This window comes from Paraburkholderia sp. BL23I1N1 (genome assembly GCF_003610295.1).
GTDB lineage: Bacteria > Pseudomonadota > Gammaproteobacteria > Burkholderiales > Burkholderiaceae > Paraburkholderia.
This window is the reverse complement of record NZ_RAPV01000001.1, coordinates 2,051,131-2,074,568: the sequence shown is the minus strand read 5'-3', so window position 1 is coordinate 2,074,568 and position 23,438 is coordinate 2,051,131. Positions and strand designations below refer to the sequence as shown.

Sequence of the window (23,438 nt, the reverse complement as noted above, 5' to 3'; positions counted from 1 at the left end):
GTACGTCCAACCGCTTTTCGTTCATGCTGCGGTGCGCAAACGCGCATCGCAGCATACGGGTGCGCTTTTTTTGGGTATGATCAAAAGACTCAAATGCCGGAGTCTTGTCATGTCTCACGTTGCTGATTCAGCGCAGTCCTCGCAAACGTCCGCCTCCGAATCGAATGCTTCCGCGCCTGCTACACTGGCCTCGCTTCCCTGGGTAACCCGTCTCGTGTCGATGGACACGGTGAGCCGCAATCCGAATCTCGGCCTGATCGAAACCGTGCGGGACGAACTGCGCGCCGTCGGCATCGAGGCCACGCTCACTCACGACGAAAGCGGCAAATGGGCCAATCTGTTTGCAACGATTCCCGCGCACAACGGCGAGACCAGTGGCGGCGTGGTGCTGTCGGGCCATACCGACGTCGTACCCGCGGACGGTCAGCAATGGGACAGCGATCCGTTCAAACCGGAAATTCGCGGCGACAAACTATACGGCCGTGGCACCTGCGACATGAAAGGCTTCATCGGCGCGGCACTTGCACTCGTGCCCGACATGCAGCGCGCGAAGCTCGCCAAGCCGATTCACTTCGCCTTGTCGTTCGACGAGGAAGTGGGCTGCGCAGGTGCACCCCTGCTGATTGCCGACCTGATGAAGCGCGGCGTGAAGCCGGACGGCTGCATCGTCGGCGAGCCGACCAGCATGCGGCCGATCGTGGCGCACAAAGGCATCAACGCCTATCAGTGCTGCGTGCGCGGGCAGGCCGCGCATTCGTCGCTCACACCGAAGGGCTTGAACGCCATCGAATACGCCGCGCGCCTGATCTGCTATATCCGCGACATGGCCGATCAATTCCGCGAGCAAGGTCCGTTCGACGAACTGTATGACGTGCCCTTCACCACGTCGCAAACCAGCACGATCATCGGCGGCAATGCGATCAATACCGTGCCGGCCGAGTGCAAGTTCCAGTTCGAGTTTCGCAATTTGCCAACGCTCGACCCCGAACCGATTTTCGCGCGCATCGATCAATATGCACGCGAAACGCTGCTGCCGAAAATGTTGCGCGAGCATCCATCTGCCGCGATTGAGATCACGAAGATCGCCGCGGCGCCCGGGCTCGATTCGTCTGAACAAGCCGCGATCACGCAACTCGTGCGCGCGCTGACCGCCGATCAGGACAAGCGCAAGGTGGCGTACGGCACGGAAGCCGGGTTGTTCTCGCTGGCGGGCATTCCGAGCATTGTTTGCGGCCCCGGCAACATTGAGCAGGCACACAAAGCCAACGAGTTCGTGGCGCTGGATCAGCTCGTGGCGTGCGAACATTTCCTGCAAAAGTTTATTCGCAGCATGTCGGTGGACGCCCCGGCGCACGCGCACTGAACCGGACCGCTGCAAAAATAGTCTTAGGCATATTGAGGAAAAACACACCCACGCCATGTCATCCGCCACGCCGCAGCATACCGACCATACGATCGACGGCGAGCCGATCCCTACACTCGACGGCATCGCCACGCAGCACTTTGCGTTGACGCCGTGGGTCACGCGAACGCCAGTGTTCGACCGGCTCGACTTTCCGTCGCTGGAAGGCACGGTGGTGAACTTCAAGTTCGAGTTGCTGCAAGCGGGCGGAAGCTTCAAGGCGCGCGGCGCGTTCACCAACCTGCTCGCGCTCGACGAAGTGCAACGCAGCGCGGGCGTCACCTGTGTTTCGGGCGGCAATCATGCGGTGGCGGTCGCGTATGCTGCGATGCGTCTTGGCATCAGCGCGAAAGTCGTCTTGTTTCGGGCGGCCAATCCGGCGCGCGTCGAGTTGTGCCGGCAATATCGCGCCGACATCGTGTTCGCGGAAAACCTCGCCGAAGCATTCGAACTGGTGCGCCATATCGAGGCGGAAGAAGGCCGCTATTTTGTGCACCCGTTCAGCGGTTATCGCACGGTGCTGGGCTCGGCCACGCTCGGCTATGAATGGGCCACGCAAACGCCCGACCTCGAAGCGGTGATCGTGCCGATCGGCGGCGGCGGTCTCGCCGCCGGCGTGGCCACCGCCATGCGGCTCGCGAATCCGCGGGTGCACGTGTACGGCGTCGAACCGGAAGGATCGGATGCGATGGGCAAGAGCTTTGCCGCCAATCACACGGTCAAGATGGGCCACATGCACACCATTGCCGACTCATTGGCGTCGCCGCATACCGAGGAATACAGCTACGAATTGTGCCGCCGTCATATCGACCAGCTCGTCACCGTATCCGACGACCAGTTGCGCGCGGCCATGCTGACCTTGTTCGGACAACTTAAGCTAGCCGTGGAACCGGCCTGCGCCGCCGCTACGGCCGCGCTGCTCGGGCCGCTGCGCGAAACGCTGCAAGGCAAGCGCGTAGGCGTGCTGCTGTGCGGCACCAACACCGACCCGGTCAGCTTTGCCGCGCATATCGAACGGGCACGCCATAGCCAGGCACAGTTTCCCGAATAGCGCCAAGGCGTTTTTTCCGCGCCAAAAAACTAGCCTATCCTTCTCAGATTGGTATGATTCGACAATCGACTTCTGGGAGGAATGTATATGAGCATGATTAAGGAATTCAAGGAATTTGCCCTCAAAGGCAACGTAATGGATCTCGCGGTCGGGGTGATTATCGGCGGCGCATTTTCCACCATCGTCAATTCAATTGTTAAAGACCTGATCATGCCGGTTGTCGGCGTTGCCACCGGCGGCCTCGATTTCTCCAACAAATTCGTTCGCCTCGGCGATATTCCCGCAAGCTTCAAAGGCAGTCCCGAGTCGTATAAAGACTTGCAGACGGCAGGCGTGGCGGTGTTCGGTTATGGCTCGTTCATCACCGTGGCCATCAACTTCGTGATCCTCGCGTTCATCATTTTCCTGATGGTCAAGTTCATCAACAATCTGCGCAAGCCGGCTGAAGGCGCAGCGGCAGAGCCGCCGCCGACACCTGAAGAAGTCGTGCTGCTGCGCGAGATCCGCGATTCGCTGAAAAACTCGGCGCCGCGTTAAGCCGCCATTGTTAAGCATTCGAACCGGCCCATTAGCCGGCGCAAAATAAAAAGGCCTGTGGCAAGAAAATCGCCACAGGCCTTTTTCATGCCGCACGCACATGACGCCGACTCACCCGGCGCCGCGAACACACTAAGCTTCCTTTCCCGCCTTCTGACTTAACGCACTTTCGATCATCGTTTCGAGCTGTCCGAAATTGACGGGCTTGGTCAGATGCGAAGTAAAGCCCGCGCTCAGGCAACGGCGCACATCTTCGTCAGTGCCGAAACCGGTCAACGCAACCGCCGGCGCGTCCGAATGCTCGCGGAACGCTTTGACGAAATCGAGACCGGTGCCATCGGGCAAGCCCACGTCGCTGATCACCAGATCGAAGGTCTGCAACTGGGTGGCGGCCAATGCATCGTCCACACGGCCCACCGTGGTCACGTCGTGCCCCAGGCTGCGAATCAGCTGCGCCATGACCTCGGCGGTATCCAGGTGGTCTTCGATCAGCAAGATGGTCAGCAGACCGTGAGCACGCACCTCGTCCGGCGCTGCGACGGGCGTCAACTCCGCGGGCGCGGCGGCGGTCGGCAGCGTGATCGTGAACGTCGCGCCGCAGTGAGCGCCCGGACTCTGTGCGACCACGGTGCCACCGTGCACGTCGGTCAATGCCTTGGTGATCGCCAGACCCAGGCCCAAGCCGCCGAACTGCCGCGTCATGTTCTGGTTGCCCTGCTCGAACGCGTTGAACAGTTTGCCAATCTGCTCGGGCTCGATACCGATGCCGGTATCCTCAACCGATATCTGCACGTGCATCCGCTCATCCTGGGTGCGCACATAGATATGACCACCGTCCGGCGTGAATTTGGCGGCGTTGCGGATCAGGTTCCACAGCATCTGTTGCAGCCGTGCGCGGTCGGCGAGTACGTAATGGTGCTGCGCGTTCTTGTGGACATGCACGTCCTGCTGCTTGACCTGTATCTCGCTGCGGAAGAGTTCGAGCACGCTGTCCATCACCTCATGCACGTCGACTGTTTCGAGCGACAGGCGCAACTTGCCGTTCGCCACGCGCGTGAGATCGAGCAGGTCGTCGATCAGGCGCGCTTCGAGTTCGACGTTGCGGCGGATCATGCGCACGCTCGCGCGTGCCTGATCGGGCAGGTCCGGGATCATCTCCAGCACACTGGCGCCCGCCAGTACTGGGGTGAGCGGCGTGCGCAATTCGTGCGACAGCATGGCGAGGAAGCGGTCTTTCGCACGATTGGCTTCTTCCGCGATCTGGCGGGCGGCCTGCTCCGAGGCGAGCAGTCGTTCGCGCTCCTCGATCGCCTCGCGCTGCGGATGAATATCCGTGCAACTACCGAACCATTTGCTGACATTGCCCTCGGGGTCGCGCATGGCGACCGCGCGAATGTCGAACCAGCGATAGGCGCCATCGTGCCGGTGAATCCGCAATTCGTGCCGATAATCGCCGGTGCCGCTCGTCACCGCCTTGAGCCAGGTGCGGCGAATCTCTTCGCGATCGTCGGGATGCACCGCTTCGAGCCACGCCAGACCATACGAACTGCTTTCCGCCAAGCCCGTGTAGTCGAACCACTGTTTCGAAAGGAAATCGCAATCGCCCGCGGCATTGCAGGTGAGCACAAGGTGCGGCAAGGCCTCCGACAAGGTGCGGTAATGCTGCTCGCGATCGCGCAGCAGCAAGGCTTCGTCCGAGGCCTTCTGCAAACGCACCTGGGACAGCACCCGGTCCACCGCTTCGGGCAGGTAATCGAGGTAGTCGCCCGATTTCGGCACCACGTCGGATACGCCCGCGCGCAACGCTTCGATCACGCGGGATTCGTCCGTGAAACCGGTCACGAGGATGGCGGGAATCCGCACCCCTTCCGCCCGCAAGCGGCGAAAGAAGTCGAGGCCCGTCTCCGGCCCGCTCAACTGGTAGTCGAGCACGAGCAGGTCGGGCGCGCCCGCGGCAAGCCGTTCGCGCGCTACGTCGACACCGGCGCAGATTGCAACCCGGCAGCCGGCGCGTTCGAGCGACTTGCGCGCGAGCCGCAGGATGCCTTCGTCGTCATCGACGACCAGCACATACGCGGCGGGTTGCGTGGACACTTCTTCGGTCATGCAAAGTCTTCTATGGCTAGGTCGGGTGTGGCTATCTTGTCATGGGCCGCTTTCGGAGCGCCTTCACATGAACTTTCCGTCACGGCGCGGCCAGCCGGTGGCCCGGTGGCAGCTTGACTACCTGCAGGAAGAAGCCGAGACGGCGCACGGCTTCGATGAACGCATCGTACTCGACCGGCTTGGTGATATACACGTTGCAGCCGAGCTCGTAACAGCGCGCGATTTCGCGCGGATCGTCGGTAGTGGTCAGCACGATCACGGGCACCGCGGCGGTCTGCGGCGAATCCTTCAGACGCCGCAATACCTCGAAGCCATCCACGCGTGGCATTTTCAGATCGAGCAGCACGACGAAATTCGTCAGATCTTCGCGAGGCGGATAAGGGCTGGACGCAGCGTCCACCGGTGCCGGGCCGAAAAAATAATCGAGCGCCTGCTGGCCATCGCGAAAGCGCACGAAGCCGTTCGAAATACCGGCACGGCGCAAATTGCGCTCGACCAGTGTGGCATGACCGTCGTCATCTTCGATCAGCACGATACTGACCGTTTCCCCGTGAGTCATATGCCCTCCATGCTGACGATCCGTATTTTGCATTGTGTCTTTACTGTCCCCACCGGTTCTCCCGGTGCCTGTCCCAACTCAATTGCGCGCCGGCTGTTCCGGCAACACGACGAAAAAGGTCGATCCCGCGCCTTCCGCCGACTCGACCCAAACGCGCCCGCCATGCCGCTCCACCATCCGCCGCACCACCGCGAGGCCCACGCCGTCACCGTTGGCGACGTCGCCGTGCAAACGCTGGAACGCGCGGAATACCTTCGACATATACGCCGCCGGAATTCCGAGGCCGTTGTCGCGCACATAATAAGTGCGCGTGCGCAATGCGCGCGACTCCGTCTCGTTGACTGGTTCCGGCTCCGGTTCCAGCGTGCCGATCTCGATGCGCCCATTGCGTGCCGGGTCGAGATAATTGAGGGCGTTACCCACCAGGTTGCTGAAAATCTGCTCGATTGCGCCCGGGTCGCCCCATGCGGGCGGCAACTCGCGCACGGTGACCACCGCCGCACGCTGCTTGATCGCGCCTTGCAGCGCGTCGACCACGCGGCCCACAACCCGTCCGACGCTCACCCGCTGCCACTGGTATTCAAGCCGGCCGGCGCGCGAAATCCGCAATAGCGCGTCGATGATGGCCGCCGCCTGTGTCACCGCGCTGCGCAGATATTGCAACGACTCGCGCACGTCGCCGTCGAGGATATGCACCATCCGCCGATGCTCCGTCTCCGGCAATTTCGCCACCTTGACGATGCTGCCCAGTTCGTCGCACGACACCTGCAATTCCTTCGAAAAGCCTTGCAGATTCACCAGCGGCGAGCGCAGATCGTGCGACACGCTGTAGATGAACATTTCGTTATCTTGCGTCTCCTGCCGAAGCTCTTCGTTCACGCCCGCCAGTTCCTGCGCGCGTGCTTCGAGCCGCACTTTCAGCATGGCCTGCTCGCCTTCGGCCTCGCGCAGGCGTGCGCCTGTCTGGTGCAGCACCGCGTCGAGCGCGGCAATTTCGTCATTGCCGGACAGCGGCGCCGCGAGCTCCCGCCCACGGCCCAGACGTTCGGCGTTGCCGGTCAACACTTCCAGCCGCCGGCCGATGCTGCGCGCAAACACCATGGCGGTGACCGCCCAGATCAGCATCGACCCCAACACCGCGGCAATCAGCGCGTCTTGCTGGCGTTCGTGGCGCCGTGCCAGGGCGGCACTGCGCTCGGCGTCGAGCCGCGAGGCCTCGCGACTAAACTCGGCGAGCTGATCGCGAAACAGCGCGATCTGCGGGGGGAGCGCGCCCGTATCCCGCGCAGCAAACGAATTCAGGTTGCGGCCTGCATGCAGCGCCTGCGAGATCGTGGCGGCCTGCGCGTGATACGCCTCGATCGCCTGTTGCATCTTGTGCACGCGCTCGACCTGTTGCGGCGTATCGGCCACCAGTGTTTCGAGATTCGAAAGCCTGTCGCCGAGATCGACCCATGCAGTGTGGCGATCGATCAGCGACGCATCGCCGACGACCATGCCCGTGCGGACCCGCGCGGCCTGACGCAGCAGCGGATCGACAATGGCCGACGACTGATAAAGGACCTGCTTGCTGTTGCTGACCCACTGCGCGGCCTGCGCTGTCTGCTCCTGGGTATCGAAGACGACGCCCAGAAGCGCCAGCTCGACCGCGCTCGGCACTGCAATCAGCAGCAGACCCTTGGTGAATAGTTTCATGTTCGCCCGAAGGGTCGTTCAAGCAGCAGTGTGCTTGCCAGTCCAGCACAGGCCACGCGCCTCGCTTCACCATGCGGGACGCCTGTTGCGGTGCGGGACTGGCAAGCACGCCGCGGTGCAGCCGGACGGGCCATTATCGACGTGAATGTGAGATATTTCAACGTAGCGGCAAGATGCGCTCGCCCACACAAAAATGACTTTTTTATTGATACGGGATGTTTTTTCGGCGGCGCGTGAGTCTATGATGGAGACAGATGTGCTGGGAAGCGAAAGCGCGCGGCGAGGCGGTTCGGCATGATTCGTGCGGGAGGCGGTGGAACGGCGTAGACGTCGAATCACCGTGAATCCGACCTTGTCGTATGCTATAAAAGATCGACGTGCGGCGCGCGAAGCCGGGAGTTGTCGCATGAGGACGCTGCGTTTCTTGCAATTCTTTTTCAGGCGAATTTTTATGTCCTTCCCGAAAAAGCGTAGGCGCGCGAAGGTGGACGGCGATGAGTCGTTCCTCGCGGTACTACGGCATTTCAAGCCGTTCGGTCAGCTCGACACCAAAATTGCGCGCGCTCGCGCGCAGGACGAGCCGGTGCTCTATGCACATGTGCTACCCGGGCTCGACGTTCTCCTGTGCAGCGTACGAGGCGCACAGCCCCCCTATCCCGCGCCCGCCGAATTGCGGCGGCGTTGTATCGAATCCATTACCAATGCGTTGGAGCAGCCGCTCGATGGGCTCGAGAACGGCGGGTATTGGTACGAAGCCGACGGATTTGGCTTCCTGGTCTTTGCCAGCCGGGCGAGAGGCAAGATCCTGACGGAGTTTGGCGCCACCCGCGTAGGCGGCGCCCGGCGAGGGGTTCGCAGGCAGGACGCAGCGGGAGACGCCGCTCCGCGCTCGTTAAGATAATTTTTTTCTTTTTTTATCGGCGGGAAGGTTCAACTTCCCCCGTCCGCTTAAAACCTCAACTCCCCTTGTATTCGGCCGCCGTGGCCGGCGGCATGACCGCGGGCTTCTTTGCCGCCCCGGCCGCCGGATACGCGCCGGCGGCAGACTTGTTCACCGGCGCACCGTCGAGGGAAATGGCCGGTTTGGGCTGCTGCTTCACACCCGGCGGCGGCGCACTCGGCGCCTGACGAACCTGCGCCAGCAACTGCCCGCACGGCAGCGGTTTGTTGTTGCTAGGCGCAAGCAGTGGAATCAGCGCTGCAAACGGGTTGATCAAGCCGAGCCCGATAACGGCGCCGCCGCGCAGCGCCAGCGCCGTGGCATTCACCCCCACGTGCGGATCCTTGAACGTCCCCTTCACATACAGCGGCGAGCGCAACGAAAACACCCGAAAGCCCTTGGTATGCGGATGCACGCCAAGATCCATCGATTCGTCGCGCAGATTCACATTGCCATCGATGTTGATCACCGCGTCGTCCGTGTCGAGCGCGAAGACGCGCGATTCCAGCACGCCGTTCGTCGCCACAAAATCCGCCGCCGCGCAGTTGATCTTCACGTCGCGATTGCCAAACATTTTTTCATAAACCACGTTCGCCACGTTCAGCCCCGCGGCTTCCATCAGCAGACGGCTCACCGTGCCTTCGGTGATCAACGCCTTCACCTCGCCGTTCGACGTTGCCGCCAGCGCCGCCGGCGAATTGCCGGTCGCGGTTAGCGCGGCGTCGCCGTTGATTTCACCGAGCGCGTTCTGCATCGTCTTGAAGTTCGGGAACAACTGCTTGAGCTTCAGATGCCGCGCCGATGTCGCGAAGCGCGCCTTCAGCGGCGTCGTGCTGCCGTCCAGACGAGTATCGGATGACAGCGAGCCGCCCGCCACACCGAACGCCAGCGGTTCGAGCGACAGCACGCCGTCGGTCATCACGACGTGCGTATACAAGTCCGTGATCGGCAGGTTGGCGTCCTTGACGATGCGACGCCCCGTGAACTTCACGTCGGCGTCGATCGCCTGCCAGCGGTCCGTGCGGAATTCTTCCACCGGCAGCACTTTATTGCTCGGCTGCGTCGTCGCGTCGCCGCGCTTCGCCTTGCTGGCTGTCGAGTCCGCGCCGATCACCGGCGCCAGGTCGGCGAATTGCAGCAGATGTGACACCAGATCGCCCTGCAGCAGCGGACGAGGCTCGCGCGCCGTGTAGGTCAGCGAGCCGTTCAGATCGCTGCCGCCCACCCGGCCCGTAAAGTTTTCATATTTGAAGACGTTGCCGCTGGACTTGAACTGGCCGACTAGACGCCCATCGGTCGCATACGGCGGTGTCTCCGGCAAGGTCACGCCCGTCAGCGCATATAGCCGCCCGAGGCTGTTGCCTTGCAGCCAGAGGCGCAAATCGACTGCGGCAAGATGCGACGGATCGGTGATCGTGCCTACGAGGCCGACACGCAGATCGCCGGCCTTCACATCGGCCTGCACGGGGAACGGCCGGTTCGCGTCCTGCAACGCCAGCACGCCGCCTACCTTGCCGCTTCCGGACACTGGCGTCTTGTTGTAGGTCCCCTTGACGGTCCAACCGATCGCGTAAGGGGGAATCTCCGGCTTCGCGCCGATCGCATTCGCGGTGCTTGCGGTGCTTGCCGCGCTGGCGCCAGACGCCGAGGCGACCGCCGCGCCGCTTGCACCTTGCCTTGCACTGTTCGACCCGCTGGCAACCGGCGCACCCGATGCGCCACTCGCCGCCGTCGTGTCCGATGCGGTGGTCTCCGTCGACGAAGCGCTGGCAGCCGCCGCAGCAGCTTCCGACGCGGCCTGCGCGTTAGCCTGGGCGGCGAGCTTGCTCGCGCCCGCCTTGCCGACCGTCTCCGCCGACGCATTGCGCGACGCCGCCTCCTGCTGCTTCATCGCCTCGCCGATCGGAATCGGCTGGCCGAGCGTATCGATGACCATCTGCATCTCGACCTTCTTCTGCCGATCGGACAGCGCGATATTGCCCTTGGAAAACGCGATGTCGTGCAGATCGAGCTTCCATTCCGAAGGCCCGCTCGAAGACGCCAGTTTGAAGATCCAGTTGTTGCGCCCATCGAGAAGCCGTTCGAGGTCGACCGACGGATTCACGAGGTTGATCGCGGGAATCACGATATCGTGCGCGAGCAGCGGCAACACCTTGACCTCGAAGTCGATTTCATCGAGCGTTGCAAAGTGCGGCTGCTGGGCCCAGTCGGGATTGCCTACCGTGATATTGGCCGCCGAAAAACGCGGCCAGGGCACCCAGCCGCGCCAGCCGGTCTCGCCGACCGGCTGCCGCCACCCTACTTTCAGATCGCCGTTGATCGCGAACGGCCGGCCGATCGCCTGTGTGACCTTATCGTCGATGTAAGGGCGAGCCCGATTCCAGTCAAACGTCAAAATGAAAATTGTCAGCGCGACAATCAGAATGACGATGATCGCCACCAGCCATGCGATGATTTTTCCTGTTCGCCGTCCGATCGCGCTCGACACCGCCATTGAAAAGATCCGCCTTTGCTCTTCGTTATGCATTAGGGCAGCACGTATCGTGCCTGGTAGTGTTGTCTAATAGATGTGTTTTTATCATGCCGCACAGCGCTGGCACAGCGTCCCGGCCTTTAGAAACGTCAATAAATGTCATGGCGGCCGCCGAATTCACGCAAAACCCACCACGATCCCACTCATGAGCGATGTTCCCTTCGTCCTCGCCGACGGCATCGCCCGGCGCGATGCATTGCGCGGGCAGACCCTGCTGCAACCCACAACCTTCGCCCTGTGCGCCGGCGACCGCGTCGCGGTCACCGGACCATCGGGCTCGGGCAAGAGCGTGTTTCTGCGCGCCCTCGCCCTGCTCGATCCGCTCGATGCCGGGCGCATCCTGTGGCATGGCGCGCCGGTCGAGCGCGCCGCCATTCCGCGTTACCGGCGCAACGTCGCGTATATCCGGCAGCGGCCCGCGCTGCTCGACGGCAGCGTCGAAGACAATCTGCGTTACCCGTTCGAGTTGCGCACCTATCGCGATGTGCGCTTCGATCGCGCCCGCGCGGCGAGTCTCGCCGCCCAGGCCGGCCGCGGTGACGATTTTCTGGACAAACGTGCGAGCGAATTGTCCGGCGGAGAAGCGCAGATCACCGCGCTGATTCGCGTGCTGCAACTCGCACCGGAAGTGTTGCTGCTGGATGAACCCACCGCTTCGCTCGACCCGGAGTCGTCGCGCGCGATCGAGGCTTTGGTGCATGCGTGGTTCGCGGCCGATCCCGGCCGGCATGCGTCGATGTGGGTGTCGCACGATCCGGCGCAAGCCGCGCGCATGAGCGCGCGGCACCTCACGATGCGCGCCGGGGTGCTCGACGAATCCGTGACAACGCCCGCGCATCAGGAGCTCGGCCAATGACATTGCAAAACCTGAGTCTCTGGGACGTCGCGATCGCCGCCTTGCTGATCGTGGTGAACGGCGTGGTGTCGGTCGCGCTCAAGCTGGATCTCGAACGCAAGCTCGCGTGGGCGGCGCTACGCACCGTCGTGCAGCTGCTGGCGATCGGCTATGTGCTCGGCTGGGTGTTCCGCTATGACCACTGGTTCGTGGTGCTGCCCTTGATGGTCGTGATGACGCTGATCGCCGGCTTCGCGGGCGCGCAGCGCGGCAGCCGCACCTATGCAGGCCAGCGTGTGGACAGCGTGCTGTCGATCTGGGTCAGTTCGTGGCTGGTGGCCGCGGTTGGACTCTTCGTCGTGATCCGCATTCACCCTTGGTACGAGCCGCAGTACGCGATTCCGATTCTCGGCATGATCCTCGGCAATACGCTGACCGGCGTGTCGCTCGGTATCGAACGGATGACCGAGGAGCTGACCGCGCGACGTGACCGTGTGGACATGGCGCTCGCGCTCGGCGCGACCCGTTGGGAAGCCGCGCAGGCGCCGGCGCGCCAGGCAGTGCGCGCGGGCATGATGCCGACGCTGAATCAGATGGCCGTGGTCGGTGTAGTGAGTTTGCCCGGCATGATGACCGGGCAGGTGCTGGCGGGTCAGTCGCCTTTGCAGGCGGTGCGCTATCAGATCGTGATCATGTTCCTGATCGCGGCGGCGTCGGCCTTGGGGACCGTGGGCGCGGTGCTGCTCACGTATCGGCGGGTCTTCTCGGCGGAGCACCGGTTTTTATCGGCGCGGCTGGTGGAACGGGCCGCATAGCAGCGTTGAAGGGGCCAAACAGATGCGCGAGGCGACGCAGCTTGCGTCGCCTGTTCGCAGGCCTGCCCATCTTTCACGTCGCGCAACCCTCAACGCTTCGCCGTGACCGCCACTTCAGTGCCGTCATTGAGCGTCAGCGTTTTCGTGCTGCCGTTGGTCGGCATCGTAAAACGCAGAATCTGGCTGACGGACACGGTGTTCGGACACTTGAGCGTTTTGCCGCCGCTCGTCACTGTCTTGACACCGTGCGGCGTCTGCGCCTGAAAACTCAATTGCACGGACGCGGTGCCGTCACTCGCAACGACCGGTGCAAAGCGGATCTGCGTCTGGCGAATCATTGCGCCGTTGGTATCGGTCGGGAGAGACGAATAATTCGGGCAACTATCCGCCGCAGGGACGGGGCCGCCCGGCGGCACAGTTTTCCACGTGAAGTCGTCCGATTCGCCGGAGCGGATCGTGCGCGTTTCCTGTGAATTGCCAAACTGTTTCGACGTGACGCGGACCGTGTATCGGATCGGACCGTCGAGCGCGGACTGTGACGTCACCGTGATCGGCGTGGCCGCGTGGGCCGCCGTCACAAGCATGCCGGGCGCGAGCGCGCACGCGAGAGTAGCGACAACTGACACGGCGGAGAGTTTGAAGCTGGAGCTCATACTGTCACCTCGTTGTTGTGCCGCTGCGCGCTCGCTTTGGCGCTGCCGCCAATGCACCGCCCGACCGAAGTCTGATTGACGCCTGCTTGACGCCTGATCGATGCCGGGTTGAAGCCCGGCCAGACGGGCCGCGAGACACGCAACTGTTTTAGCATGATGCCCCACCAGTCTACCGCCAAGCGGCGCCGCGCGCGCCTCATACGAATCGGGTGTTACCCCGCTTGCAATGAGGCGTTTTCTGCGCGAGCGATCCGACAGCACCACCCAACCCGGTGCAAACCCTGCGCGGTTTAGAAACCCGTCAGAACCAGCTTGCCGATCGCGCGCCCGTCTTCGAGCAGCCGATGCGCGCGACGCAGATTCTCGGCGTTGATCGTGCCGAGATCCTGACCGACCGTCGTGCGCAACGTGCCCGCATCGACGAGACGCGCCACTTCGGTCAGCAGCTTATGCTGTTCGATCATGTCCGGCGTGCCGAACATCGAACGCGTGAACATGAACTCCCAGTGGAACGCGGCGCTTTTCGCCTTCAACAATTCAACCGGCACCGGCTGGCTGTTTTCGACAATCGAACAAATGCCACCCTGCGGCTTGATCACTTCGGCGGCTGCCGGGAAATTCCGGTCGGTATCGTTGAAGATCAGCACGTAATCGACCTGGTCGATGCCGAGTTTTTTCAGCTGCGCGGGCATATCGCCGAAATGATCGACGATATGATCCGCACCCAACTCCGTCGCCCACTTCGCCGATTCAGGACGCGAGGCGCTCGCGATCACTTTCAGCTTCGCCAGTTGTTTGGCCAGCTGGATGCCGATCGAGCCGACCCCGCCCGCCCCGCCGACGATCAGCACGGTGCGGCCCTCGTCCGCGCCTTGCGCCGACACGCCGAGGCGGTTGAAGAGCGCCTCCCAGGCCGTGATCGCGGTCAACGGCAGTGCGGCTGCGTGTGTGAAATTGAGCGACGCCGGCTTGCGCCCGGCAATGCGCTCGTCGACCAGATGAAACTCGCTATTCGCGCCCGGTCTCGTGATGCTGCCCGCATAGAAAACCGGGTCGCCGACCTTGAACAGCGTCACATACGGGCCGACTGCCACGACGGTGCCGGCAGCGTCCCAACCCAGCACGCGCGGCGCTTTCTCGACGGTGTCTTTGGGGGCGCGCACCTTGGCGTCGACCGGATTGACGGAGATGGCTTCGACCTTCACCAGCAGATCGCGGCCGGTGGCTTCGGGTTGGGGAATGTCGATGTCGATCAGGGACTCAGCATGATCGATCGGCAAATAGCGATGGAGACCTACGGCTTTCATCACAGCTCCTGTTGTTTCAGATGAGATTGAGAAACCGGCGATCGTTGCCGGCGGCGCCTCTTGCCGTGCGGGCCAATCGATCGCATTGGCGTCATCCTAAAGGGGTTCTTAATCTCATAAAACCATCATAATGGCTGAAACATCTTTTTGAATTTCAGAAGAATGGACCATCCTGACGATCTCGCAAAATCCGCCGCAGAACCTGCCATCAAACCCTCGTCCGGCGAGCGGGAACGGCTCGATCTGCTCGACGTCGCCCTGTTCGTGCGGGCCGCCCTGCTCGCCAATGTGTCGGCAGCGGGCCGCGAATTCGGCCTGTCGGCGGCGGTGGCGAGCTCGCGCATCGCACAACTGGAAAAGCGCCTCGGCGCGCGCCTGTTGCATCGAACCACCCGTCGCATCAGTCTCACGCAGGACGGCGAAGTGTTTATGACACGCGCCCAGGCGCTGCTCGATGCGGCCGATGCCGCGCGCGCCTCGGTGGGCCGCGCGCGGGCCGAGCCGCAAGGGCGCTTGCGGGTGTCGATGCCGTCGTCGTTCGGACGGCAGCACATATCGCCGGTGATCAGCGAATTTCTGCGACGCTATCCCGGCGTGAGCGTCGATCTGCGTCTGACAGACCAGGTGGTCGATCTGATCGATGCGGGTATCGACGTGGCGATCCGCGTCGGTGTGCTCAAGGATTCGTCGCTGGTGGCGCGGCGCCTGGCCGTGAACCGCCGCGTGCTGTGCGCCGCGCCTGCTTACCTCGCCGCGCGTGGGACGCCGCACCATCCTTCGGACCTCGCACAGCACGAATGCATGATCCTGTCGGACCAGCGCGACTGGGCATTTGTGACGCCCGCCGGTCCGCTCGACGTTCGCGTGAGCGGACGCCTCGTCGTCGACAACGGTGAGGTCATTCGCGACGCCTTGCTGGCCGGCTTCGGCATCGCGCTCAAATCGACCTGGGACGTGGCGCCGTATCTGCGCAGCGGCGAACTGGTGAGCGTGCTCGACACCTATCCCCTCGCGGAGAAGGTGGCGATCTGGGCGGTGTATCCCAGCCGGGCGTTCGTGCCGCCGAAAACATTGGCGTTCATCGAGTTCCTTGCCGCGCATTTCGGCGATCCGCCTTATTGGGATGCTGAGCCGGAATGAGCCGGAGTGCAGGAGTGTCGAAATGAAAGTCGTTGCTTTTGAATGAGGCTGACAGGATCGCGGTCACTCCGCCTCATCCAGACGTTTCTTCATTGCCGCCGTAATGCGCTGACGCGTCTTCGCGTAGTCTGCCCACGGGTCGCGCTTAATATCCTGGAGACGCTCGCGCACGTTCTCGATGGTCCATTGATCGCCGCTCGTCGTATTGGCGACTTCGTCCCATGAGAGCGGCACGGAAACACCCAGGCCCGGCCGCGCGCGGGCCGAAAATGCGGACACCGTGCTCGAGCCGCGACTGTTGCGCAGGTAATCGACAAAGATTTTCTGCTTGCGATTCTGCGCACCCATTTTCGCGCTGAAGTACTTGGGCAACGCCGTCGCCATATGCCGCGCGACCGCTTGTGAGAACACCTTCACTTCGTCCCAGCCGGCGTGCTTCGCGAGCGGTACCAGCACATGGAACCCCTTGCCGCCACTCGTCTTGCAGAATGAGACCAGGCCGAGTTCTTCGAGCAGCGAGCGCGTCAGTTGAGCGGCCTCGATCATCCGCTCCCAACCGAGCGACGCACCGGGGTCGAGATCGAACACCATGCGATCGGGCTTTTCGATGTTCGACACCAGGGCATTCCACGTATGAAATTCGACGGTGCCCATTTGCGCCGCGCCGACGAGAGCCTTGAGCGTGTCGACGGTGATCAGCGCCGGATGGCAGGGGTCGAGTCCGGGATGCTGCGTGACATTGGGAATCGACAGCTTCTGGCTGTGCTTCTGGAAAAACAGCTCACCGCCGATGTCCTCGGGCGCGCGCACCAGCGACACCGGCCGGTCCTGCAGATGCGGCAGCATCCAGTCGGCGACCGCTTCGTAGTACTGCACGAGGTCGATTTTGCGGATGCCGGTGCTTTTGTCGATGATGCGGTCGGGATGGGACACGCGCACGCCGGCGACGTCGACACGCGTCGCGGTGGTTTTTGATTTCGTCGCGGTGGCTTTTGCTGCCGGTGTTTTGGTTGCTGCCAACTTTGCTGCTGGCGTGTTTTTGGCCGACGTCTTCGCTGCACTTTTTTCAACGGGCTTGGCCGCGAGCGGCTCGACGGCCCTTCTCGTCGTGCGTTTCTTCGGCACGGTATCGGGCGCGGTTTCAGTTTTCTCTCGCACGTCGGCTCCTTGACGGGGGTCTTCCCTGATGATCTGCCGCGCCGGTTTGTCGTTGCGCAGACTCACGAACGACGCCTATCAACCGATGCTCGTCAACTGCCGCTCGCCGGCTCCAGTTCCACCGGCACCGCCGCGAAGCCGCGAAACCGCACGCGTCCGCCGCGCGTTGGTTCGCCGTCGAGCCGATACGCCGGAAAACGCTGCACGAAGCGTCCGATGGCAATGCGCGCCTCGAGTCGCGCAAGCGACAATCCCGCGCACTGATGAATGCCGAAGCCGAACGCCAGATGCCGGTTCGGATCGCGGCGGATGTCGAAGCGGTCGGGTTCCGCGAACTGCGCCGGGTCGCGATTGGCCGCGCCGATGCACAGCGTAACGGGCGTGCCGCGCACCACCGCGACGCCGCCGATCTCCGTGTCGACCGTTGTCATCCGGTTGCCGAGCTGATTCGAGCTCTCGAACCGCAAACACTCCTCGATCGCCGGCTCGATTAGCGACGGTTCGCGCAGCAACGCGGCGCGTTGCTCCGGCCAGTCGGTGAGCGTAACGAGACCGTTGCCGATCAGATTCGTAGTGGTCTCATGACCGGCATTCAGGATGAAGATGCAGTTTTGCAGCAGTTCAGTTTCAGATAACTGCTCGCCACCCTGCTCGCCCTGAATCAGGCGCGTCAGCACATCGTGCTGCGGATCGCCAGGTTCGCGTCGGCGCCGCGTCACCAGATCGCGCAAATAGTCGACGAATTCGCTGACCGCGCGGTTTCCCCGTTCCAGCTGCGCCTCGTTCAGCGACGGCTCGAGCGCGCCGAGTATCGCCAGCGACCAGTCGCGCAACGGCTCGCGCTCGGCATGCGGCACATCCAGCAGATTACCGATGATCTCGACCGGAATCGCCGACGCGAACCCGCCAATCAGGTCGATCCGGCCACGCGCCGCGGCAGCATCGAGCAAGCCATCGACGAGGCGGATCAGCCCCGGCTCCATGGCCGCGATCGCACGTGCCGTCAGCGCGCCGGCAATCAGCTTGCGCACCCGCGTGTGACGCGGTGGATCGTTGAAGACGAGACTGGTGGTGTGATGGGTGTAGAGCGGCGAGTCGCCGTACTTCGGCTTGAACTCGACGGTCTTGTCGGAGCTGAAGGTTTTCGGGTCGCGGTAGACCGCTTGCACGTCGCGAAAACGCGTCAGGAACAGCGAGCCGTCCGGCATGCGCTTGACCGGCTCATGGGTACGCAGTGCGTGGTAGACCGGGTACGGATCGGCATAGAACGCGGGGCTCAGATGGCGCAGATCGAAATCGCGCGCAAGGGTGGACGCGTCGCTGGCGGTCGCGGGGGGCATGACTTGTCTCCGTGGTGGTGCGCCGTTTCGCTGGTGCCAATGCGTGCCGTGTGCGGTGTGCCACGCGTCTTATAGGCGCGGCGGGCTCGACAGGCTCGATGGGCTGCGGGGCGTCGTTCGAAGCGTCAGTATGACGTGGGCGCCTGATGATTGCACGGTGGATTGCCTGGCGGAGCACGCGGCGGGCTGCATGACAGGTTTCAGGCAGATCGGTTGTCAGGTGCTCCCGCGGGCCGCGGGCCGCCGAACCGTTACAATGGCGGGATTTTCCGCGCGAGCCGCGCGCCCGTCCTTTTCTGCGTTACCGCGTCGTCCATGAACCTCGTCATCCAAAGCACCGCGCCCCTTTCCGCCGACCACCACAAAACACTCATCGCGCTCGCGCGTGGCTCGCGCGCCGCCGTCATCGCCCCGAACGCGATTCGCATTGCCGACGCAAACATTGCGCAGCGCGCCGACCTCGAGGTCTATTGCAGCACGCATCAACTGGACTACGCGTTTGTGGAACCCGGCCGCCAGTTGCGTGACTTCGGCCTCGTCGCGATGGACATGGATTCGACGCTGATCACGATCGAGTGCATCGATGAAATCGCCGACTTCTGCGGGTTGAAAACCGAAGTTGCCGCGATCACCGAAGCGTCGATGCGCGGTGAAATCAACGACTTCAACGAAAGCCTGACGCGCCGCGTGGCACTGCTCAAGGGACTTGACGCCGGCGCGCTCGAACGCGTTTATGAAGAGCGGTTGCAACTCTCGTCTGGCGCCGAGCAGATGCTGGCCGGCGCGAAAGCGGCGGGATTGAAAACGCTGCTGGTATCCGGTGGATTCACATTCTTCACCGAGAAGCTAAAAACCAGGCTCGGCCTCGATTTCACGCATGCGAACACGCTCGAAATCGTTGATGGCAAATTGACCGGCAATGTAATCGGCGAGATCGTCAACGCCGACGTGAAGGCGCGCACACTGCGCGAAACGTGCGCCCAACTGGGCATCGAGCCGACCCGTGCGATTGCGATGGGCGACGGTTCAAACGATCTGAAAATGATGGCCGCAGCGGGACTTTCGGTTGCATTCCGCGCGAAGCCGGTGGTCCGCGAAGCAGCCAGTGTGGCGTTCAACCACGTTGGGCTGGATGGGTTGCTGCGTTTGTTCTGAAGCTTTGAATTCGCGCTGGCCGGTGCAAAGGTGGCCAGCGCAGACATGCGCGCTATTTGTTCAGAAGCCTATTACGAGCACGCCCAACGTGTAGATCCCAGCGACAACTATGACGACGCTCGCCCACTTCAGAAAACGGGCGTAATTTTCGTCAGATTCCAGAAACGTAAAAAGTTTGTGCATGAGTGCCTCCCGTAAGTAGATCAGTATAAAACCTACGTTATCTAAAAAATCTAAATCAGGCGCACGTGTAGGATTACAAACAGAATGGCAGCGATGGATGTTGCAAAAATCGAGACCCCGATTGCCACGCGCGACAACGCCCCTGCAACCAACCGTTTCTGTCTATCACAAATGCGCATGGCCGCCTGCTCAAGATGAGTATTGACGAGAGACGACATCACGATCGTCGAACAGCCGAACGCCAGCACGCAGAACCCGGTAATGGTAAACGCCAGAGTAGCCACCACGCCACTTCCCCGCTCCAGCGCAGTCACCGCTTCATAAACCGCGGCCGCGCACAGCCCGATCGCACACCAGAACAGTTGGCCGTCCTTCACGGATGCAGCGATCAACGCCTTCGCGACGCGCCAGCCGTGCGTGGGGGCGACGAGCGCTAGCGTAAAGATCGGGCCGATAATCGGCACGCCAAGATTCAGCAACATCCAGGAAAATAGATTCATCGAAGCTCACCATAGTGCAGTCACCGTTAGTCAGGATGTGCACCATCGTAGCGTCGAGATCCGGCGTCGACCATTCGGCGTCGACCATTCGGCGTCGACCATTCGGCCGAATGGTTAGGCTTACTGGCTATCTTGACAAATCGGGATAGGGGCAGGCCTCGCGGCCCGACCCCTCCCACACCACCGTGCGTACGGGTCCGTACACGGCGGTTCGGATCGGTTAATCGACTATGGCCTTAGTGATGGAAGCCCCAGCGAGCGAAGGTAACGGTTTGACAAGGCGATGCCCAGCGCGGGACTGCAACTCAGCCGCCACGCATCGTGTGGCGAACCGACCGTCTGGGCAGCAAGGTTTCGGCTGACGCCGCGTACTGTCAGCTCCCGGAATCTTGTGCGGCCCCGTTTCCACTGCTTCCAGAAGAAGCAGCGGATGCGGCGGCGTATCCATTCATCCAGGCGTTGCAGAACGCTGGGCGTTTCGCAGAAACCGAAGTAGCCCCGCCACCCTGCCAGATAACGTTTCAGCGCGCCGATCATCTGGTCGACGCTGACCCCGCGCGTGCGTTGAGTCAGTTCCCGGACCCGATCCTTGAAGCGAGCCAGTGCCTTGGGCGCAATGCGCCGTTTGATCTGCTCCCGCCCCGAGAAGGTGAAGCCCAGAAACGTCCGCGTGTGTGGCCGTGCGACGGCGCTCTTCGCTTCATTGACCTTCAGCTTCAGCTTGCCGGTGAGGAAGGCTTTCAGCCCCGCCATCACCCGCTGGCCCGCGCGTTCGCTGCGTACATAGACGTTACAATCGTCGGCGTACCTCACGAAACGCAGCCCGCGTCGCTCAAGCTCCCGGTCAAGATCGTCGAGCATCAGATTGGATAACAACGGCGACAGGGGACCACCCTGGGGGGTGCCCTCGTCCGTCGCACCAACCAGCCCGTGCTCCATCACGCCCGCCGTCAGGAAGGAGCGAATCAGCTTCAGAACGCGTCTGTCACTAACCCGTTTTGCCACCCGACTCATCAAGATGTCGTGGCTCACGCGATCGAAGAATTTCTCCAGATCCAAATCTACAACCCATCGATACCCCGACTGGATGTAGCTTTGCGCCTGCGCCACTGCCTGATGCGCCGAGCGTCCCGGACGGAAACCGTAGCTGGAGTCCGAGAACGTCGGGTCCCACTGCCTTTGCAACACCTGCAAGACCGCCTGCTGGACGAATCGGTCAAGCGCAGAAGGGATGCCGAGCTTGCGCACGCCACCGCCATCCGGCTTGGGTATCTCGACCCGTCTCACAGGTTGAGGCTGGTATGTGCCGTTCAGCAGCGTGGCCCGTATCGACGGCCAATGCTCCCGCAGGTACGCCGGTAATGCCTGAACGGTCATCCCGTCCACGCCCGGTGCGCCCTTGTTAGCTTTCACACGCTTCAACGCCTGCTTCAGGTTCCCCCTTTCGCAGACTTCTTCCATCAGTCGGTCATATGCCGACGGGCTTTCAGACTCGGGGTTCGCCGCCATAGGTTCAGCCCCTCGATCAGCAGCCATCGGAGCTTCACCCCTGCCTCCGCTGTCGAGGACGCGATGCGTTTTCTGCTGCGCTCCCATGTCGAGTTCTCCGGCTTACTCGCCGCTCCTTTCCGTTCGGGCCTTCAGGCGTCGCCGCCCTGTTGGGTCGGAGGAGGCGCGCTGACGCGCTGGCCTCCGTCCGCCGCTCAAACTGCACGTGCCGTTTTCCGGCATGCAGCTTTCACGAAGATGCAGCATGCTGGGACGCAATTGAAGGTATCAGTTGCACAAGGTTGACCAACCCGAACTCGCCATAGAGCCGCGCCTCGGGCAAGACCTTCCAGCCCATATTGCGCCAGCGCTTGAATCGATGCGACCAGATACGCCGCACGATCCATCGGTTGAGCCGGTTGAAGATTCGCCGGACGTGGGAGCGCTTGTAGTAGTGCCCCCAGCCCCGCAGGATGGGATTGAGCCGTCCAATCAGCTCCCGCGTTCGAAGCGGCACACATCTCTTTGTAAGACGACGCACCTGATCCATGAAACGCTGGACCGATTTCTCCCGGGGGTACGCGTACAGCGCACCCGATCGGGCGCCACTGCGGATTTTGGCCGTGGGCAGCGATAACTGCCGCCCACGCTTGATCTTGTAGCCGAGAAACTCGAATCCAAACCGGACATGCACGATCCGCGTCTTCTGCGGATGGAGTTGCACACCCAGTGCGCTCAGAATCTTCGTCGCCGCCGCGATGGCTGCGCGCGCTTCTGCCTGGGATGAACAGGTGATCACCCAGTCATCCGCGTAACGGGTAAGCTGGTAGCCCTTAAGCCGCATCTCCCGATCAAACGGCGTCACGAGGATATTGCTGAGCAGCGGTGAAGCTACCCCACCTTGCGGCGTTCCACGCTCGCTCGGAAAGAGACGACCCTTGCCGAAACTACCGGCTTTAAGCATCGCCTTGATCAGGCTTAGTACCCGACCGTCAGCGATGCGCTGGGCAATGAGCGACAGAAGTTTGTCATGGTCAACTGATCCAAAGAAGTCCTTCAGATCAGCATCAACAATCCATTCCCTGCCGCCCTCGATCTCCCTCCAGATCTTGCGCAAAGCGTCGTGTGTCGATCGCCCTCGCCGATACCCGAAGTTGGCCTCGTCGAATACCGGCTCGAAGATCGGCTCCAGACGGTTGAGCAGCGCCTGCTGACATACGCGATCGTAAATCGACGGTATGCCGAGATTGCGGAACTCCCCCGGTTTGCCGACTTTCGGGATCGAGACCCGCCGGACCGGTTGCGGCTGATAGGTCCGCGCACGCAGTTCTGCCTGCAGACGGTCCAGATGCTGGTCCGCCTGTTCGGCAAAGTCTGCCACGCTGATTCCATCGACACCGCCACTACCCCGGTTGGCCCGGACTCGCTCCCAGGCGACTTCCAGATTCTTCCGTTGATAAACCTTGTCAATTAATGAGTGGACCTTCCTTGCTTCCATCGGGTTGATCCAGTCAGACAGTCTCCTCGGGCGCGGATGTACGGGTATTTCGCTCATGGAACTGATCCTCCTCCGTGTCCTTACTCACTGCCGTCCGGGTTCTTCCCAATCATCTTCGCCGGCTGCCTTCCCCGACCCACTTCTGTCGCCGATCGCTCGGTCACGTGGTTTTAGCCACGCTTCAGGTACTACTCAGCCGTCCGACTACTGACACAGCACCGCTCGCCACTTCGCTCCTCGCTTATAGGCTCACTTCCCGCGGTGCCACCCGCGGACTGTGCCAGTTCTCCTGGGGTCACACGCTGTTCTTCCGTACCGTGCCGTCCGCAAACACCTTGGTGCGGTGGGTGAATGAGAACGCCTTCGCCTCCATAGTGCAGGCTCGACCTTACCCCACCTTTGGCCGACCGGTTCGTCATCGGGGCAGCCCCCATCGACTACGGCCCGGTACTTCTCCTCATGCCCTTCGGATTCCGCCTCGCGGCGGACACCCTGCCCTCCGGAGTACTGCGAGATGATGGCTTCAGGTCCGCCTTGTCCGTT

At 62.4% G+C, this 23,438-nt stretch carries 18 protein-coding genes and 1 pseudogene; 8 read left to right on the top strand and 11 right to left on the bottom strand.

From position 1 onward, the window contains the following. Positions 1-109: 109 nt before the first annotated feature. The 3 genes from argE to mscL all read left to right on the top strand — a co-directional run bounded on the left by argE (position 110) and on the right by mscL (position 2,990). Positions 110-1,363, top strand: coding sequence for an acetylornithine deacetylase (argE, locus tag B0G76_RS09880; RefSeq protein WP_120296281.1), 1,254 nt, complete (start codon positions 110-112; stop codon positions 1,361-1,363). Positions 1,364-1,418: 55 nt separating this feature from the next. Further along, complete coding sequence (locus tag B0G76_RS09875; protein WP_120291710.1) at positions 1,419-2,453, top strand: pyridoxal-phosphate dependent enzyme; 1,035 nt, start codon at positions 1,419-1,421, stop codon at positions 2,451-2,453. Between the two features lie 87 nt (positions 2,454-2,540). Beyond that, a complete protein-coding gene (gene mscL, locus B0G76_RS09870; RefSeq protein ID WP_120296280.1) occupies positions 2,541-2,990 on the top strand; it encodes a large conductance mechanosensitive channel protein MscL in 450 nt (149 codons plus the stop codon). Positions 2,991-3,122: 132 nt separating this feature from the next. On the opposite strand, the gene B0G76_RS09865 is transcribed toward mscL, so the two are convergent. The 3 genes from B0G76_RS09865 to B0G76_RS09855 all read right to left on the bottom strand — a co-directional run bounded on the left by B0G76_RS09865 (position 3,123) and on the right by B0G76_RS09855 (position 7,350). Next, a complete protein-coding gene (locus B0G76_RS09865; RefSeq protein WP_120291708.1) occupies positions 3,123-5,096 on the bottom strand; it encodes a response regulator in 1,974 nt (657 codons plus the stop codon). A 79-nt stretch (positions 5,097-5,175) separates the two neighbouring features. Continuing rightward, positions 5,176-5,655, bottom strand: coding sequence for a response regulator (locus B0G76_RS09860; protein ID WP_120291706.1), 480 nt, complete (start codon positions 5,653-5,655; stop codon positions 5,176-5,178). A 78-nt stretch (positions 5,656-5,733) separates the two neighbouring features. Further along, a complete protein-coding gene (locus tag B0G76_RS09855; protein ID WP_120291704.1) occupies positions 5,734-7,350 on the bottom strand; it encodes an ATP-binding protein in 1,617 nt (538 codons plus the stop codon). A gap of 406 nt (positions 7,351-7,756) precedes the next feature. Here B0G76_RS09855 and B0G76_RS09850 point away from each other — a divergent pair, with 406 nt between their 5' ends. Further along, the gene (locus B0G76_RS09850) at positions 7,757-8,251 is read left to right on the top strand and encodes a hypothetical protein (RefSeq protein ID WP_028196609.1); all 495 of its coding nucleotides are present in this window, start codon (positions 7,757-7,759) and stop codon (positions 8,249-8,251) included. A 55-nt stretch (positions 8,252-8,306) separates the two neighbouring features. Here B0G76_RS09850 and B0G76_RS09845 read toward each other — a convergent pair whose 3' ends face one another. Then, complete coding sequence (locus B0G76_RS09845) at positions 8,307-10,784, bottom strand: AsmA family protein (RefSeq protein ID WP_120291702.1); 2,478 nt, start codon at positions 10,782-10,784, stop codon at positions 8,307-8,309. A gap of 184 nt (positions 10,785-10,968) precedes the next feature. On the opposite strand from B0G76_RS09845, the gene B0G76_RS09840 reads away from it, so the two are divergent. Further along, the gene (locus B0G76_RS09840; RefSeq protein WP_120291700.1) at positions 10,969-11,679 is read left to right on the top strand and encodes an ATP-binding cassette domain-containing protein; all 711 of its coding nucleotides are present in this window, start codon (positions 10,969-10,971) and stop codon (positions 11,677-11,679) included. Then, positions 11,676-12,473 carry an ABC transporter permease gene (locus tag B0G76_RS09835; RefSeq protein WP_120291698.1) on the top strand — a complete coding sequence of 266 codons (798 nt, stop codon included), beginning with the start codon at positions 11,676-11,678 and terminating at the stop codon, positions 12,471-12,473. Before B0G76_RS09840 ends, B0G76_RS09835 begins: the two co-directional genes overlap by 4 nt. 89 nt (positions 12,474-12,562) lie before the next feature. Here B0G76_RS09835 and B0G76_RS09830 read toward each other — a convergent pair whose 3' ends face one another. Both B0G76_RS09830 and B0G76_RS09820 read right to left on the bottom strand, forming a co-directional pair. Next, positions 12,563-13,126 (bottom strand): DUF6013 family protein, encoded by a 564-nt coding sequence (locus B0G76_RS09830; protein ID WP_120291696.1) that lies wholly within the window; start codon positions 13,124-13,126, stop codon positions 12,563-12,565. A gap of 290 nt (positions 13,127-13,416) precedes the next feature. Next, complete coding sequence (locus B0G76_RS09820; protein WP_120291693.1) at positions 13,417-14,433, bottom strand: zinc-binding alcohol dehydrogenase family protein; 1,017 nt, start codon at positions 14,431-14,433, stop codon at positions 13,417-13,419. A gap of 162 nt (positions 14,434-14,595) precedes the next feature. Between B0G76_RS09820 and B0G76_RS09815 the strand changes: the two genes are divergently transcribed. Further along, positions 14,596-15,573: a LysR family transcriptional regulator gene (locus B0G76_RS09815; protein WP_120291691.1), complete on the top strand. Its 978-nt coding sequence runs from the start codon at positions 14,596-14,598 to the stop codon at positions 15,571-15,573. Positions 15,574-15,636: 63 nt separating this feature from the next. On the opposite strand, the pseudogene ligD reads toward B0G76_RS09815, so the two are convergent. Continuing rightward, positions 15,637-16,806 (bottom strand): annotated as a pseudogene (gene ligD, locus B0G76_RS09810) (DNA ligase D); the annotation flags it as partial. Positions 16,807-16,823: 17 nt separating this feature from the next. Further along, positions 16,824-18,071, bottom strand: coding sequence for a cytochrome P450 (locus B0G76_RS09805; protein ID WP_120291689.1), 1,248 nt, complete (start codon positions 18,069-18,071; stop codon positions 16,824-16,826). Between the two features lie 315 nt (positions 18,072-18,386). Here B0G76_RS09805 and serB point away from each other — a divergent pair, with 315 nt between their 5' ends. Further along, positions 18,387-19,226, top strand: a complete 840-nt coding sequence (gene serB, locus B0G76_RS09800) for a phosphoserine phosphatase SerB (RefSeq protein WP_120291687.1) — start codon at positions 18,387-18,389, stop codon at positions 19,224-19,226. A 233-nt stretch (positions 19,227-19,459) separates the two neighbouring features. Here serB and B0G76_RS09795 read toward each other — a convergent pair whose 3' ends face one another. From B0G76_RS09795 to ltrA (B0G76_RS09785), 3 genes are all read right to left on the bottom strand, one after another. Further along, positions 19,460-19,909, bottom strand: coding sequence for a hypothetical protein (locus B0G76_RS09795; protein WP_120291685.1), 450 nt, complete (start codon positions 19,907-19,909; stop codon positions 19,460-19,462). A gap of 228 nt (positions 19,910-20,137) precedes the next feature. After that, entirely contained in the window at positions 20,138-21,505 is a 1,368-nt protein-coding gene (ltrA, locus tag B0G76_RS09790; RefSeq protein WP_120291683.1) for a group II intron reverse transcriptase/maturase, read from the bottom strand. Positions 21,506-21,647: 142 nt separating this feature from the next. Beyond that, positions 21,648-22,952 carry a group II intron reverse transcriptase/maturase gene (ltrA, locus tag B0G76_RS09785; protein WP_120291681.1) on the bottom strand — a complete coding sequence of 435 codons (1,305 nt, stop codon included), beginning with the start codon at positions 22,950-22,952 and terminating at the stop codon, positions 21,648-21,650. Positions 22,953-23,438 lie beyond the last annotated feature (486 nt).

What these genes read in the sequence shown, in the direction of transcription:
- B0G76_RS09850 (WP_028196609.1), top strand. Translation starts at nt 7,757, where the DNA reads ATGAGGACGCTGCGTTTCTTGCAATTCTTTTTCAGGCGAATTTTTATG.
- B0G76_RS09855 (WP_120291704.1), bottom strand. Translation starts at nt 7,350, where the DNA reads ATGAAACTATTCACCAAGGGTCTGCTGCTGATTGCAGTGCCGAGCGCG.
- ltrA (WP_120291681.1), bottom strand. Translation starts at nt 22,952, where the DNA reads ATGAGCGAAATACCCGTACATCCGCGCCCGAGGAGACTGTCTGACTGG.
- B0G76_RS09875 (WP_120291710.1), top strand. Translation starts at nt 1,419, where the DNA reads ATGTCATCCGCCACGCCGCAGCATACCGACCATACGATCGACGGCGAG.
- B0G76_RS09835 (WP_120291698.1), top strand. Translation starts at nt 11,676, where the DNA reads ATGACATTGCAAAACCTGAGTCTCTGGGACGTCGCGATCGCCGCCTTG.
- ltrA (WP_120291683.1), bottom strand. Translation starts at nt 21,505, where the DNA reads ATGGGAGCGCAGCAGAAAACGCATCGCGTCCTCGACAGCGGAGGCAGG.
- B0G76_RS09830 (WP_120291696.1), bottom strand. Translation starts at nt 13,126, where the DNA reads ATGAGCTCCAGCTTCAAACTCTCCGCCGTGTCAGTTGTCGCTACTCTC.
- B0G76_RS09845 (WP_120291702.1), bottom strand. Translation starts at nt 10,784, where the DNA reads ATGGCGGTGTCGAGCGCGATCGGACGGCGAACAGGAAAAATCATCGCA.
- B0G76_RS09795 (WP_120291685.1), bottom strand. Translation starts at nt 19,909, where the DNA reads ATGAATCTATTTTCCTGGATGTTGCTGAATCTTGGCGTGCCGATTATC.
- serB (WP_120291687.1), top strand. Translation starts at nt 18,387, where the DNA reads ATGAACCTCGTCATCCAAAGCACCGCGCCCCTTTCCGCCGACCACCAC.
- B0G76_RS09815 (WP_120291691.1), top strand. Translation starts at nt 14,596, where the DNA reads ATGGACCATCCTGACGATCTCGCAAAATCCGCCGCAGAACCTGCCATC.
- B0G76_RS09865 (WP_120291708.1), bottom strand. Translation starts at nt 5,096, where the DNA reads ATGACCGAAGAAGTGTCCACGCAACCCGCCGCGTATGTGCTGGTCGTC.
- mscL (WP_120296280.1), top strand. Translation starts at nt 2,541, where the DNA reads ATGAGCATGATTAAGGAATTCAAGGAATTTGCCCTCAAAGGCAACGTA.
- argE (WP_120296281.1), top strand. Translation starts at nt 110, where the DNA reads ATGTCTCACGTTGCTGATTCAGCGCAGTCCTCGCAAACGTCCGCCTCC.
- B0G76_RS09805 (WP_120291689.1), bottom strand. Translation starts at nt 18,071, where the DNA reads ATGCCCCCCGCGACCGCCAGCGACGCGTCCACCCTTGCGCGCGATTTC.
- B0G76_RS09820 (WP_120291693.1), bottom strand. Translation starts at nt 14,433, where the DNA reads ATGAAAGCCGTAGGTCTCCATCGCTATTTGCCGATCGATCATGCTGAG.
- B0G76_RS09860 (WP_120291706.1), bottom strand. Translation starts at nt 5,655, where the DNA reads ATGACTCACGGGGAAACGGTCAGTATCGTGCTGATCGAAGATGACGAC.
- B0G76_RS09840 (WP_120291700.1), top strand. Translation starts at nt 10,969, where the DNA reads ATGAGCGATGTTCCCTTCGTCCTCGCCGACGGCATCGCCCGGCGCGAT.